Raw genomic sequence first — 13,962 nt, forward strand, 5'->3', positions numbered from 1 at the left:
CACAGCAATGTCGCTGTCCGACCAACTCGCCGAGCGGCTGCTCAGCGCGATCATCGACGGCACGCACGCCCCCGGCAGCGCGCTGCCGCCAGAAGGCGAGCTCGCCGAGCAGTACGTGGTCAGCCGCCTCACCGTCCGCGAAGCGATCAAGGCGCTGCGCGTGCAGAACATCGTGCGCATCCAGCGCGGCCGCGGCACCTACGTCAACCCGCCCGCGCAGTGGACCGCGCTGGACCCGCTGATCCGGGCCGCCGCGGCCACTCCCCGGTCGAGCGCGGCGATCTCGGAGAGCCTCATCGAGGCCCGGCGGCTGATCGAGGTCGGCGCCGTCGAGCTGGCCGCGGGCAAGCGCACCGACGACGACCTGGCGCAGCTGCGGAGCCTGCTGCAGGACATGCGCGACGCCGTCGACACCGACGACGTCGAGCTGTTCGTGGAGGCCGACATCGCCTTCCACGACGCGATCATGCGCGCCAGCGGCAACGCGTTCATCCCGCTGATGTTCGAGCCCTTCGGCCGGTTGCTGGTCGAAGGGCGCCGCGAGACCTCCGCGGTGCCCGAGATCCGGGCCAACGCCCTCGCGCACCACACCAAGATCCTGCGCGCGCTCGAAGCGGCCGACCCGGCGCTCGCTCGCCAGGCGATGGCCGACCACATGGCACAGACCGCCGACGACCTCCGCACCCACGTGCTCGCCGACAGCTGACCCGGCTCCCACGACTCCCACGCGCCGCGTGGGCACCTCCGCACGCCTACAGGAAGCAGCGCCATGCCCGATCACCGCCCGATCTCCGCGGAAGAACTCCTCGCCGGACTGCCCGCCGTCCGCCCCGTCGCCCCGGCCGAGATCGCCGAGCGCATGGCCGGCGGTCCGCGCCTGGTCGTGCTCGACGACGACCCCACCGGCACCCAGACCGTCGCCGACGTCCCGGTGCTGACCACCTGGGGCGTCGACGACCTGCGCTGGGCGCTGACCCAGCCCAGCAGGACCTTCTTCGTGCTCACCAACACCCGCAGCCTGTCGGCCGCCGACGCCGACGCCCGCAACCGCGAGGTGATCGACGCGCTCGCCCGCGCCGCGGACGCCGAAGGCGCCGACTTCGTGGTGGCCAGCCGGAGCGACTCGACGCTGCGCGGTCACTACCCGCGCGAGACCGATCTGCTGGCCGAAGAGCTGGCGCAGCGCGGCAAACCGATCGACGGCGTCATCATCGTGCCCGCCTTCCCCGACGCGGGCCGGTTCACGATCGACTCGGTGCACTGGACCCGCACCGCCGACGGCATGCTCCCGGCCGGGCGCACGGAGTTCGCCGAGGACGCCACCTTCGGCTACCGCAGCTCGGACCTGCGGGACTGGGTGGCCGAGAAGACCGGCGGCCGGGTGCCGGCCGACCGCGTCCTGGCCATCACCGCCGCCGATCTCCGGGAAGGCGGCCCGGAGCGGGTCGCCCAGCTCCTCGAAACCGTGCAGGACCAGCAGCCGGTCGTCGTGGACGCGGCCTGCGACGACGACATCCGCGTGCTGGCGCTCGCGCTGCTGCACGCCGAGTCCCGGGGCAAGCGGCTGCTCTACCGGGTCGGCCCGGCCTTCGTCCGCTCCCGCGCCGGTCAGGCCGGCGCGCCGCCGCTGGACGGCGACGTGCTGCGCGGCATGGGCACCGGCGACGGGCACGGCCTGATCGCCGTCGGCTCGCACGTCGGCCTGACCACCAGCCAGCTCGACGGGCTGCGCGAGCTCGGCGGCATCACCGAGCTGGAGCTAGACGTGCCGGCGCTGCTCGACCCGGCCACCCGCGACGCCCACGTCGATGCGGTCGCGCAGGCCGCCGCGCGGGCGATGTCCGGCGCCGACGTGGTCATCCGCACCAGCCGCACGCTGGTCACCGGCGCCGACCCGGACGCCAGCCTGGCCATCGCCCGCGCCGTGTCCGCCGGCCTGGTCGACACCGTTCGCGCGGCCGTCCGCGCGCACCGCCCGGCGTTCGTCGTGGCCAAGGGCGGCATCACCTCCAGCGACATCGCCACCGCCAGCCTCGACATCCGCCGCGCGATGGTGCGGGGCACGATGCTGCCGGGCATCGTCTCGCTGTGGGAGCCGGTCTCCGGCGAGTTCGCGGGCATCCCGTACGTCGTGTTCCCCGGCAACGTCGGCGACCGGCGAGCGCTCGCCGACGTCGTCGCCGCGCTGCGCGGCCGCTGATGCCGCGCGTCCAGGCAGAGCGCACATCGTTGATGTTCAACAGGTCTCATCCGTCCACTTCGGACTTCATCGCACCGCCCCGGACGGCCGCGCAACGCTCCTGCGCCGTCCGCACGATCAACCTGCTCACCGCAGAACGGGGAAAGACGAATGCCTGAAACCTCCGCCACCCGCGTCGCCGTGATCGGCCTCGGAGCCATGGGCCTGCCGATGGCCACCCACCTCGCGCCCGCCTTCCCGGTGACCGTGTTCGACATCGACGCCGGGCGCCGCGCCCAGCTCGCCGCCGCGGGCGCATCGGAAGCGACCACTCCCGCGCAAGCCGCCGGGAACGCCGACGTCGTGCTGCTCGCGGTCCGCGACCAGCAGCAGGTCGAAGCCGCGCTGTTCGGCGAGAACGGCGCCGCCGAAGCGCTGAACCCCGGTGCCGTCGTGGTGCTCACCAGCACCGTCGGGCCCGACGCGGCCCGCGAAACCGCCGCCAGGCTCGCCGAATCCGGTGCCCGCCTCGTCGATGCCCCGGTGAGCGGCGGCCCCGCCCGCGCCGGCACCGGCGACCTGCTGATCGTCATCAGCGGCGACGAGGACAGCCTCGACGCGGCCCGCCCGGTGCTCGACCGCCTCGCCTCCACCCTCACCGAGATCGGCCGGGAGCCCGGCGACGCGCAGGCGCTCAAGGCGATCAACCAACTGCTCGCCGGCGTGCACATCGCCGCGGCCGCCGAAGCCGTGGCGATGGCCCGGGCGCTCGGCCTGGACCCGGCCACCGTCATCGACTCGCTGAGCAAGGGCGCCGCCGGATCGTTCATGCTCGCCGACCGCGGGCCCCGCATGATCGAGGCCTACGGCGACGGCGCGGAAGTCCGGTCCCGGCTGGACATCTTCGTCAAGGACATGGGGATCGTCGCCGGCATCGCCAAGCAGGCGCACGTCCCGACGCCGCTGGCCTCGGCCGCCCAGCAGCTCTACCTGCTCGGCGAGCGCGCCGGGCTGGGCGGCTCCGACGACTCCAGCGTCGTCACGCTGCTCTCGCCGAAGGAGGCGCAACGATGAGCCCTGCCGTGCTGCTGGGCATCGGCGCGGTGGGGATGGCGCTGCTGCTCTTCCTGGTGCTGAAGGCGAAGGTGCAGCCCTTCGTCGCCCTGCTGGTGGTCAGCACCGGAGTCGCGCTCGCCGGCGGCGTGCCGCCCGCGGAACTCGTCGACACCATCGAGAAGGGCATGGGCTCCACGCTCGGCCACGTCGCGATCATCATCGCGCTCGGCGCGATGGTCGGCCGCATCATCGAGCTCTCCGGCGGCGCGAACGCGCTGGCGCACACGCTCATCCGGCGCTTCGGCGAACGCCGCACGCCCCTCGCGCTCGCCGTGGCCGGCTTCATCCTGGGCATCCCGGTGTTCTTCGAGGTCGGCCTGATCATCCTGATGCCGCTGGCCTACGGCGTGGCGCGCAGCGCGAAGAAGCCGCTGCTGGTCTACGCGCTGCCGATGGGCGCGGCGATGCTGACCGTGCACGCGTTCCTGCCCCCGCACCCCGGCGCCGTGGCCGCGGCGAAGCAGATCGGCTCGGACCTGGGCTGGATCCTGCTGCTCGGGCTGCCGATCACGGCTGTCGTCGTCGGCATCGGCTACCTCGTGTCAAATCGCTTGACGCGCAAGGAATATCCGATATCGCCGGACGTGCGCGCCGAGGTCTACGGCTCCCCCGACCTCCTGCCGCACGGCTCCGGCGGAGGTGCGGCCGCGGTCGCCACGGCACCGGCCGAGGCGAAGACCGAGCAGGCGCCGTCGTTCGGCATGATCGTGGCGCTCATCCTGACCCCGATCCTGCTGATCCTCGCCGGCACCGTCGGCCAGCTCGCGCTGCCCGAGGGCGCCGTGCTGCGGGAGGCGCTGACCGTCATCGGCGCGCCGATGGTCGCGCTGCTCATCGCGCTCGTGCTGGCCGCCTGGCTGCTGGGCATCCGGCGCGGCTGGTCGCACGCCCACGTGGCGGAGGTGATGGGATCGGCGCTGCCGCCGGTGGCCATGGTCATCCTCGTCGCCGGCGCCGGCGGGGTGTTCGGCAAGGTCCTGGTGACGACCGGCATCGGCGACGCGGTCGCCGACCTGCTGCAATCCACCGGGCTGCCGCTACTGGTCCTGGCCTTCGCCATGACGCTCCTGCTGCGCGGGGCGCAGGGTTCGGCGACCGTCGCGCTGGTGACGACGGCCGGGCTGATCACGCCGCTGATGCAGGGGCTCGACCTGTCGCCGGGGCGGCTGGCGCTGGTCTCGCTGGCCATGGGAGCTGGCGCGCTCGGCCTCTCGCACGTCAACGACGCCGGGTACTGGATGTTCGCGAAGCTCGTCGGCCTGGAGGTCGGCAGCGCGCTGCGCACCTGGACGGTCCTGACGACGGTCATGGGTGTGACGGGATTCGCGCTGACCGCGGCGGTCTGGCCGTTCGTCTGAGATCCGTGAGCGCTTCGGAGTGCTATGGCGCCCCGAAGCGCTCACGGACCAGACGTCGTCACCTGGTCAGGAAGATCGGGTTCGTCATCGCCACCATCCGACCGGCCCGGCGAACCTCCGCGCGCGCCCAGCGCGTGTAGCGCGGGTAGGTCGTCCACCGCGTGGTGAGCGAGCCGGTGGCGGGGACTTCCGCGGTGTGCTCCGGCCCCACCTGGTCCAGCAGCCGCACGGTCGTGCCGGGCACGCCGCTGACGGTCAGCTCGAACGTCACGGGCGTACCCCTGTCGGCGGCGAGCCCCTCCCCGATGCCTGCTGTTCGCCGACCGTCGGTCGCCGTGAAATCCAGCTGCACGGCGGATGATTCGGCTAGCCACGAGCGCCCCGCACGCAGTCCGGCGAGCAGCTCCTCCCGTCGCAGGCCGTTCGCGAGCACCACGGTTTGCGGGCTTCCGACGACGTGTTCCGGGTTGTGCGCGTCGGAGTTGCCGATCAGCGGAATCCAGTGGCCGGTGCGCAGCAGCCCGTCCCAATGGTTGACCGCCGCTTCCTCCTCGTCGGTCCAGCCCTGGTTCCACACCTCGACGAGATCCGCCAGCTCGTAGGCGAACTCGTAGGTGCAGCCGAAGCAACTGGCGAACGGGTGCGCGGCGGTGACCAGACCGCCCGCCTCGTGCACCTGGTCGACGAAGCGCCGGAAGCTGCGCGGGTCGTCGGCGCGGTAGCGCCAGTCGATCCAGGTCCCGGGCGGCAATCCGATCGCCGGCCAGTGCCCGGAGCGCGTCGTGACCTCTTCACCGTTGAGGATCAGCAGGTCGTCGGTCGCGTGCTCGCCCCACTGCAACGACGCCGACGACGTGTTGTGCTCGGTGGAGGTGATGAAGTCCAGGCCGGCGGCGCGGGCGGCCGCGACCAGCTCCGCGGGGGTCCGGCGGCCGTCGGAGTGCACGGTGTGCAGGTGGCAGTCCCCGCGGTACCACGAGCGGCCCCGCTCCCGGGCCGGCGCGGTTTCGGGAGCGGGGTTGGGGCGGGCCGGTGCACCGGCCGGGCCGAACCGCAGCGTGATGTCGACCCGGTAGTTCATCCCCTGCGGCGCCACGGTGTAGGGGCCGAGGACGACGTGCCAGGTGCCCGGTGTGACCGGGCCCGGCAGGTAGCCCGGGGTGGCGCCGGCGGCGCTGATGGTGAAGCGGTCGCGGAACCCGCCCGACCAGCCGCGGAAGCCGCGCGCGTTGCCCAGCTCGTGCCCCTCCGGGCCGAAGATGCCGATGTCGCAAGCGTTTCCGCGGGTCCCGGGCGGGACCGCGGGCTTGTCGTAGGAGTAGACGACCTCGATCTCGGCCACCCCGCGCGGCACCTCGACCGGCAGGTAGAACCAGTCTTCGATGCTCGGCCCGAAGGTGCCGGTGACGGTGCGGGTCTCCGCGCCCGCGGCCTGCTCGGCGAAGGCCACGCCCGGCAGCAGGTTCGCCGCCGCGATGACTCCTCCCGCGGCCAGGAAACCGCGCCTGCTCAGCAGATCCACCCATGCCTCCCATGTTCGAAGTGCTCTGGATCCAACCGCCGCGACCTGACCTGAGCGGACACGGCGGATGAACCCCGCGCGGCGGGCGGCGGAATTCACCGCCACGGGTGTGCGATGAGTTTTCGCCGACCTCCGCGTCTAACCGGGAAGCACCGCAGGCGAACAGCGAGGAGGACCATCCGGTGGACGAGCGAACCGCGATCGAGCCGGAGCTCTTCGGCGATGCCGCAACGCTGTTGGAGCGCGCCACCTGCTACGTCCTCGGCGCCGCGGCCGACATCACCACCGCGACGCTGGCCAACGCGACTCCGTGCGCCGGCTGGGACCTCCGGACGCTCGTCGCCCACGTCAACGATTCGCTGGCCGTTGTCGCCGACACGCTCGCATCCCGAGTCCCGGATGACGGCGAGGATTCCGCCGACCCGGTCGCAACCTTGCGCAACCGCGCCAGGGTGCTGCTGGAAACGTGCCTCGCGCACCCGGACGACGTCCACGTCGACGGGTTGCCCCTGGACGGCCGGATCGCCGCCGCGACCGGTGCGCTGGAAATCGCCGTGCACGGCTGGGACATCGCCCGGGCGTGCGGGCAGGACTCCCCCATTCCGGACGGCCTCGCGACGGCGCTGGTCCGGCTGGCACCGATGGTCGTCACGGAGGCCACCCGCCCGTTCCTGTTCCGGCCGCCCGTCGCGTGGTCCCGGCACGCCGCGCCGGGCGAACGCCTCGTCGCCTACCTCGGGCGCAATCCGGTCGCGGGACCGGGCGGCGGCCTCACTCCTCGCGGCTGAGCGCTTTCCAGTGCAGCTTTTCCCGTTCGCGCTTGGGCAAAGCTGCGACGACGAGGTCGTAGGAGTCCTCGATCATGTCCAGCACGAGCGGATCGGGCACGGAGCCGTCCAGGAAGATCGTGTTCCAGTGCCGCTTGTTGAGGTGGTAGCCGGGCGTGATCGCCGGGTACGTCGCGCGCAGCTGGACCGCCAGCTCCGGCTCGCACTTGAGGCTGACCCGCAGCGGGTCGCCGCCCAGCCTGCTGATGGCGAAGATCTTGCCGGTGACTTTGAAAACGCTGTTGGTGTCGTCGAAGGGGAACTCTTCGCGCGCACCGGTGAGCGCGAGGCATGCGTTCTTGAGCTCCTGCGGCGTCATGCGAGCAGCGTAACGACCGCCGCCTCCCGGCCGGTGCAGATCCGCGCCGGAAGGGTTAATTTCATTCAACACTGAAGCAATAGTGGCCACAATCTTCGATGAGTGCGCAAAGGGCTGGAGCCCGCCGCGGGCGCGTCGCGGCGGGCTCCAGGTCTGGTTCGATCAGTAGCGGTAGTGGTCGGGCTTGTACGGGCCGTTGACGTCGACGCCGATGTAGGCGGCCTGCTCCTTGGTGAGCTTGGTCAGCTTCACACCCAGCGCATCCAGGTGCAGGCGCGCGACCTTCTCGTCCAGGTGCTTCGGCAGCACGTACACCTGCTTGTCGTACTCACCCGGCTTGGTGAACAGCTCGATCTGCGCGATCGTCTGGTTGGTGAAGGAGTTCGACATCACGAAGCTCGGGTGACCGGTGGCGTTGCCCAGGTTCAGCAGACGCCCCTCCGACAGCACGATGATCGAGTGCCCGTCCTCGAAGACGTACTCGTGGACCTGGGGCTTGATCTCCTGCTTGCGGATGCCCGGCACCTTCTCCAGGCCCGCCATGTCGATCTCGTTGTCGAAGTGACCGATGTTGCCCACGATCGCCTGGTGCTTCATCTCCGCCATGTGCTCCGCGGTGATGATGTTGAAGTTGCCCGTCGTGGTGACGAAGATGTCCGCGATCCCGACGACCTCTTCCAGGGTCGTGACCTGGTAGCCGTCCATCGCCGCCTGCAGCGCGCAGATCGGGTCGACCTCGGTGACGATCACCCGCGCACCCTGACCGCGCAACGACTCCGCACAGCCCTTGCCCACGTCCCCGTAACCGCACACCACGGCGACCTTGCCGCCGATGAGCACGTCCGTGGCCCGGTTGATGCCGTCGATCAACGAGTGCCGGCAGCCGTACTTGTTGTCGAACTTCGACTTCGTCACCGAGTCGTTCACGTTGATCGCCGGGAACAGCAACTCCCCGGCCTTCGCCAGCTCGTACAGCCGGTGCACACCCGTGGTGGTCTCCTCGGTGACACCCTTGATGCCCGCGGCGATCCGGGTGAACCGGCCCTTGTCGGCAGCCAGCGACTTCCGCAGGGTCTCCAGGATGACCTTGTACTCCTCCGGGTCGTCCTCGCCCGCGTTCGGCACCACACCGGCCGCCTCGAACTCGACGCCCTTGTGCACCAGCAACGTGGCGTCGCCGCCGTCGTCGAGGATCATGTTCGGGCCCTGACCGTCACCGAACTGGAACAACTGGTCGGTGCACCACCAGTACTCCTCCAGCGACTCGCCCTTCCACGCGAACACCGGCACACCCTCGGGCTTCTCTGGAGTGCCGTTCGGGCCCACCACGATCGCCGCCGCAGCCTCATCCTGCGTCGAGAAGATGTTGCACGACACCCACCGGACCTCCGCACCCAACGCGACCAAGGTCTCGATCAACACAGCCGTCTGCACCGTCATGTGCAACGAACCCGCAACCCGCGCACCCTTCAACGGCTGCGAATCCGCGTACTCCTCGCGAGTCGCCATCAGGCCCGGCATCTCGTGCTCGGCCAACCGGATCTGATGCCGCCCGGCCTCGGCCAACGACAAATCCCGGACAGCGAACTCAAGGCCATTGACCTTCTGCAACTTGACGCTCATCGCTACCTTCCCCTTGCACGACTACTGATTCGGTTCTGTTCATCCAAAGTGGAACGCCGAGATGGCCCGATCTGCTACTGCACTCGGGCGCGCAACCGCGAGATCTCGCCGGTCGGATTCGGTGCGGCGTCAGGCCGCCGTCGACCGCGAGAGATCGGCTCCGGGCCGCAATCTCAAGCCGCGCACAAAAAAAGCACCTCCCGTAGGAGGCGCCCTTACCGTGGTCTTCAAGCGGCTCGGCTGAGCGTGGCGGACGAAAGTCCGTTGCAGCGCCTCTCAGCCAGCGCTCGCGCCGTTGTGGCGCATCGTGTCGGTCAAACCCGGCGTGACCACATTCTGAAACCGGCTCAATGGTTTGTCAAACGACTCCCGCCTCGCCGGACTCACCGATCCGCGCAGCGGGCGGCAGGCGGCTCGCCGGTGATTTCCGCGCACACCAATCCGTCGCCGGCGGCCGGAACACCGGAAAGGCCCAGCGCGGCACGCTGGTCCACTTCGGCGCACCGCACCGGGCTGCCCTCGACCAGCAGCGGCGCGCGCTCGCGGGACGCGCCCGCGTAGGCCAGGACGTGCCGAAGTTCACTGCCGTCCTCCAGCCCGATCCGCTCCGGACCGTGCAGGCACACCAGGCGGTAGCGGGCACCGCGCCCTTCGCACTCGTCGAGCACCCGGCGCTGTTCGGGTGTTGCGAGCCACACCGCGTGGTGTTCGACGATGCCCGGCGCGGCGGCCAGGACCGCCGGGCGCTGGCCGTCTCCCCTGGCTCGCAGCCCCGTCGCCCAGACGGCCGCGAGGCCGGTGCAGCGGGCACGCAGCACGACCGCCGGCCCGGCCAGCCCCAGGTTCTCCCGCAGCCAGGTGATCTTCGAGGGACAGGCGTTCGAGCCGTAGGCCAGCACCGGCCGCCGGTCGCGGAGCGGAGCCGCGCCGCGTTCCGCCAGCCACCGGTCGACGCATGGTTGCGCCGCCGCGGCGGTGTGCACCCGCCAGCCCGACGGCGCGGTGCCGTCCGGGGCGAGCGGATGACCGATGCCGTCGAGCTGGACGAACGAGAAGTCCGGCCGCGCACCGGGATACGGGGCCTCGGGGTAATCGACGTCGGCGAAGCGCGTTCGCGCCGGGGGCTGGGCTCGTTGCTCGGGGAAGCACATAGCCGCAACAGCATCGCGTCGAAGGTACCGCGGCGCTATGACCGCGATCGCAGATCACGCCCGAAGCGCAGTGATTTACGTCGTTCGCGCCGATTCGAACACGCTCGGTGTCCAACGGCGCCCACCGGACAACACGGTCCACATCGGACACGAGGCCGCGGCCTCGCGGTTTTCGGCATGTGAGATCGCTCTACTTCGCGGCCGCGGCTGCGTAACATGCCCAGCCATGGATTCCGGTTCGGTGCTCCTGGTCGCGCGCCGGCACGTCGACACGTGCCGGATCAGCAGCGCCGCCTGTCGCGGCTGACCGCACTCGCCTCCCCCACCGGTGCCGCGCGGGCCGCTGCCGCCTGCGCGCTCAGCGAACTGGAAGAACTCCGATGCCAGCCACAGACGCGACGCGCGACGACTCCGACACGACCACCGAGACCACCGGAGGCCTGACCCAGGGCCTCAAGCGGCGGCACATGAGCCTCATCGCGCTGGGCGGGGTGATCGGCGCCGGCCTGTTCGTCGGCAGCGGCGTGGTGATCGGCTCCACCGGGCCGGCCGCGGTGATCTCCTTCCTGATCGCGGGCGTGCTGACGATCCTCATCATGCGGATGCTCGCCGAGATGACCGTCGCGCGGCCCGCGCTCGGGTCGTTCTACGCCTACGCCAGGGAGGCGCTGGGCGAGCGCGCCGGGTTCGTGGTCGGCTGGCTGTACTGGTACTTCTTCGTCATCGTCGTCGCCATCGAGGCGGTGGCCGGCGGCAAGCTCGTCCAGCTGTGGCTGCCGGAGGTCCCGCTGTGGGCGGTGAGCCTCGTGCTGCTCACGACGCTCGCCCTGACCAACCTGGTTTCGGCCCGCTCCTACGGCGAGTTCGAGTACTGGTTCTCCTCCATCAAGGTCGCCGCCATCGTCGTCTTCCTGTTCCTGGGCGCGATCGCCATCCTCGGCTGGTGGCCGGATTCGCCCGGCGGGCTGGGCAATCTCACCGCGCACGGCGGGTTCGCCCCGCACGGCGTCGCCGCCGTGCTCGTGGCCGTGGTGCCCTGCGTCGGTTTCTACACCGGCGCCGAGATCGTCACCATCGCGGCGGCGGAGTCCGCCGAACCGCGCCGCGCCGTGGCGAACGCGATGAAGTCGATCATCTTGCGCGTGGTGGCGTTCTACGTGCTGTCGGTGCTCGTCGTCGTGGCCGTGCTGCCCTGGAACTCCCCGGCCATCGAGGTGAGCCCCTACGCCGCGGTGCTGCAGGCGCTGAAGATCCCGGGCGCCGGCACGATCATGAACGTCATCGTGCTCACGGCGGTGCTGTCCTGCCTGAACTCCGCGCTTTACACGTCGTCGCGGATGCTATTCGCGCTGACGCGCCGGGGCGATGCTCCGCGCGGCCTGACCAAGCTCAGCCGCAGCGGGGTGCCCCGCCGGGCGCTGCTCGCCGGCACCGTCGTCGGCTACCTGTCGGTGATCGCCGCGTACGTCTCGCCCGACCTGATCTTCGCCTTCCTGGTCAACTCCTACGGCGCGGTGGCGCTGTTCGTCTACCTGATCATCGCGGTCTCGCAGGTGCGCCTGCGCAAGCGCCTCGGCCCGGACGGCGAATCGCAGCTGGCGCTGCGGATGTGGCTGTTCCCGTGGCTGAGCTACCTGACCATCGCGCTGATGGTCGTGGTGATCGCGGCGATGGCGGTGCTGCCCGACACCCGGTCGCAGTTCTGGCTCAGCCTCGTCACGCTCGCGGTCGTGCTCGTCGGCTACGAGGCCCGCCGCCGGAAGGGCGCCCCGCAGCAGGGCTGACGAGGCGCCTCTCCACTGTGGACGTCAGCGCGGGATGGCGGTGTGCTTGAACTCGTTGAGGTCGGTCCAGCCCAGCAGGTCCACCACGCGTTCGACGGTCGTGATGGACGCCGCCGGGTCGGCGCCCTTCGGAGCTCGGTTCATCAGCCGGACGAACACGGCCTGCTCGTCGACGATGAAGGTCGGTACACCCCAAACGCTGTGCGAGGAAACGAAGTCCTCGTGCTCGGTGCGCACCTTCTCGAGCGCGGAACCGTCGTCGATGCGCGCGAACACCGCGTCGGCGGGAACGCCGTGGTCGGCGAGGACGCGTTGGACCACCGCGCGGTCCTCGAGGTGCAGTCCCTCGTCGTGCCGCGCCTCGAACAAGGCGCGGTGCACGGCCGGGAACCGGTCCGGGAACTCGTCCCGGACCACGGCACCGGCCTGCAGGGCGAGGATCCCGCTGTCCTGCTCGGGTTTCTCCCAGACGCTGGGCTGGCCCTCCTCGACGTGCGCCTGGCCGAGGGAGAACGGCAGGTAGCGGACCTGCCAGTCGGCGCCGGCGGCCAGGCCGGTGAGCAGGTGCTCGTGCGCGTTGCGGGCGAACGGGCAGCGGTAGTCCCAGGTGACGGCGAAAGCGGAGGTCATCTTCGGGTCAACATCCTTGTCCGGTATCGGGTCATGGGTAGCAGTAGGAATCGGAGGAGGCGTCGCCGCCCTGCAGGCGCACCTGGTGGACCCGCCGGCCGCGGAATTCCGCGCCGTGCGGGAAGAAGCTCTCGTCGACCGCGAGTCCGCCGCCCGCGTCCGGATCGGTGTCGATCTTGGCGAACCACGAGCCCACGCCGTCGGGGTAGAACTGGTCGTCCCACGACCCGTACAGCGAGTTCGTCAGGTAGATGCGCCGGCCGTCGCGGCTGACCTCCACCATCTGCGGCCCGCCGGCCAGCGGCCGGTCCGGCTCGGCCGGGTGCGGCACGCGGCCGGTGATCCCGCCGAGGCGGACCGAGCCGGTCTCGCGGGGCCGCGCCGGATCGCTGACGTCGTACTGCTTCAGCTCGCCGGTGCCCCAGCACGAGACGTACAGGAACCGGTCGTCGACGGACAGGTTGATGTCGGTGACCAGCGGCGGCACCGCGCCGAACGGCTGCAGCGCGGGCGGGAGCTCCTCGGCCGGCGCCGGCTCGGCGGGGATGGTGATCACCTTGTCGGCCTGCCAGTCGCCGTTCTCGCGGTGCCAGCGCCAGACCGACGCCGACAGGTCCTCGGTGCTGACCACCACGCCGGCGAAGCCCCAGGTCGCGCCGGGGTCGTGCGACGGCCGCAGCTCCAGCACCATCTGGTGCTGCGCGCCGAGGTCCACGCGCTGCCGGTGGCGGCCCTCCGCCAGGTCCCAGAAGTGCAGGGCGTGGCCGTACTCGTTGTTCAGCAGCAGCTCCGGGACGACCCCGTCCTCGATCATCGAGGGCGTGCCCCACTCGCTGGTGATCAGGGTGTTCTGGTTGAGGTGCCACCAGGCGTCGTAGGCCAGGCGCTGCGGCCCGCGGTCGGTCTCCCACGCGCGCACGACGTCGAACGTGTCGTGGTCGAGCACCGCGATGCCGCCGGGTCCGTCGTCCCCGTTCGCGCCGCCGAGGCAGGAGAGGTAGATCCCGTCCGGGCCGCAGTGCAGCGTGTGCGGCCGGGAGTAGCCGGCCCCGGTCGCGAGCTCCTCGGCCGTCACGGTCCGCACCAGCCTCGGCTGCCGCGGGTCGGGATGGGTGTCGTAGATGTGCACGTTCGACGACCGCAACCCGGGTAGCAGCAGGTAGCGGCGCTGCAGGCCGTCGGTGTGGTGTCCGGCGTGGGCGAACGCGCTGCTGCACGCGTTCCAGCCGAAGTGGTGCAGTTCGTCGCCCCGGGTCGGCAGGTCGGCCCAGCCGACCACCCGGCCGAAGCTCGCCGACCCCGGATCGGTGTCGACGACCGTGAGCGCGTCCGGCTGCTGTCCGGACCGGTCGAACGCGACGACGTAGGCCAGGCGTTCGGCAGGCGCGGCGATGGCGTCGCCCGGGCTGCGGTAGAAGGTGGGATCGAGCTCGTGTCCGGTTGGAGAACTCAT

General features: G+C 71.0%; 12 protein-coding genes. 6 read left to right on the forward strand and 6 right to left on the reverse strand.

All coding sequences use genetic code 11. The features are described from left to right. Window positions 1-7 precede the first annotated feature (7 nt). From AB0H93_RS00615 to AB0H93_RS00630, 4 genes are all read left to right on the forward strand, one after another. Window positions 8-706, forward strand: a complete 699-nt coding sequence (locus AB0H93_RS00615) for a FadR/GntR family transcriptional regulator (RefSeq protein WP_358565187.1) — start codon at window positions 8-10, stop codon at window positions 704-706. Between the two features lie 63 nt (window positions 707-769). Further along, on the forward strand, window positions 770-2,200 hold the full coding sequence (locus tag AB0H93_RS00620) for a four-carbon acid sugar kinase family protein (RefSeq protein ID WP_358565190.1): 1,431 nt from the start codon (window positions 770-772) through the stop codon (window positions 2,198-2,200). 150 nt (window positions 2,201-2,350) lie between these two features. Next, on the forward strand, window positions 2,351-3,253 hold the full coding sequence (locus tag AB0H93_RS00625) for an NAD(P)-dependent oxidoreductase (RefSeq protein WP_358565193.1): 903 nt from the start codon (window positions 2,351-2,353) through the stop codon (window positions 3,251-3,253). After that, a complete protein-coding gene (locus tag AB0H93_RS00630; protein WP_358565196.1) occupies window positions 3,250-4,653 on the forward strand; it encodes a GntP family transporter in 1,404 nt (467 codons plus the stop codon). The genes AB0H93_RS00625 and AB0H93_RS00630 overlap by 4 nt, the downstream gene beginning before the upstream one ends. Window positions 4,654-4,711: 58 nt before the next feature. Here AB0H93_RS00630 and AB0H93_RS00635 read toward each other — a convergent pair whose 3' ends face one another. Next, window positions 4,712-6,175, reverse strand: a complete 1,464-nt coding sequence (locus AB0H93_RS00635; RefSeq protein ID WP_358565199.1) for a CehA/McbA family metallohydrolase — start codon at window positions 6,173-6,175, stop codon at window positions 4,712-4,714. 182 nt (window positions 6,176-6,357) lie between these two features. On the opposite strand from AB0H93_RS00635, the gene AB0H93_RS00640 reads away from it, so the two are divergent. Beyond that, on the forward strand, window positions 6,358-6,963 hold the full coding sequence (locus tag AB0H93_RS00640; RefSeq protein ID WP_358565202.1) for a TIGR03086 family metal-binding protein: 606 nt from the start codon (window positions 6,358-6,360) through the stop codon (window positions 6,961-6,963). Here the strand turns inward: AB0H93_RS00640 and AB0H93_RS00645 are convergent. The 3 genes from AB0H93_RS00645 to AB0H93_RS00655 form a co-directional block, all read right to left on the reverse strand. Further along, window positions 6,947-7,321 (reverse strand): MmcQ/YjbR family DNA-binding protein, encoded by a 375-nt coding sequence (locus AB0H93_RS00645; protein ID WP_358565205.1) that lies wholly within the window; start codon window positions 7,319-7,321, stop codon window positions 6,947-6,949. The two genes, AB0H93_RS00640 and AB0H93_RS00645, sit on opposite strands and share 17 nt — an antisense overlap. Window positions 7,322-7,483: 162 nt before the next feature. Further along, window positions 7,484-8,944, reverse strand: coding sequence for an adenosylhomocysteinase (gene ahcY / locus AB0H93_RS00650; RefSeq protein ID WP_358565208.1), 1,461 nt, complete (start codon window positions 8,942-8,944; stop codon window positions 7,484-7,486). A 383-nt stretch (window positions 8,945-9,327) separates the two neighbouring features. Next, entirely contained in the window at window positions 9,328-10,095 is a 768-nt protein-coding gene (locus AB0H93_RS00655; protein WP_358565211.1) for a gamma-glutamylcyclotransferase, read from the reverse strand. 467 nt (window positions 10,096-10,562) lie between these two features. On the opposite strand from AB0H93_RS00655, the gene AB0H93_RS00660 reads away from it, so the two are divergent. Beyond that, the gene (locus AB0H93_RS00660) at window positions 10,563-11,879 is read left to right on the forward strand and encodes an amino acid permease (protein ID WP_358566853.1); all 1,317 of its coding nucleotides are present in this window, start codon (window positions 10,563-10,565) and stop codon (window positions 11,877-11,879) included. Window positions 11,880-11,903: 24 nt separating this feature from the next. On the opposite strand, the gene AB0H93_RS00665 is transcribed toward AB0H93_RS00660, so the two are convergent. Both AB0H93_RS00665 and AB0H93_RS00670 read right to left on the reverse strand, forming a co-directional pair. After that, the gene (locus AB0H93_RS00665; protein WP_358565214.1) at window positions 11,904-12,509 is read right to left on the reverse strand and encodes a DsbA family protein; all 606 of its coding nucleotides are present in this window, start codon (window positions 12,507-12,509) and stop codon (window positions 11,904-11,906) included. A 31-nt stretch (window positions 12,510-12,540) separates the two neighbouring features. Further along, the gene (locus tag AB0H93_RS00670) at window positions 12,541-13,962 is read right to left on the reverse strand and encodes a selenium-binding protein SBP56-related protein (RefSeq protein ID WP_358565217.1); all 1,422 of its coding nucleotides are present in this window, start codon (window positions 13,960-13,962) and stop codon (window positions 12,541-12,543) included.

The organism is Saccharopolyspora sp. NPDC050642 (assembly GCF_040654735.1).
Lineage (GTDB): Bacteria > Actinomycetota > Actinomycetes > Mycobacteriales > Pseudonocardiaceae > Saccharopolyspora > Saccharopolyspora elongata.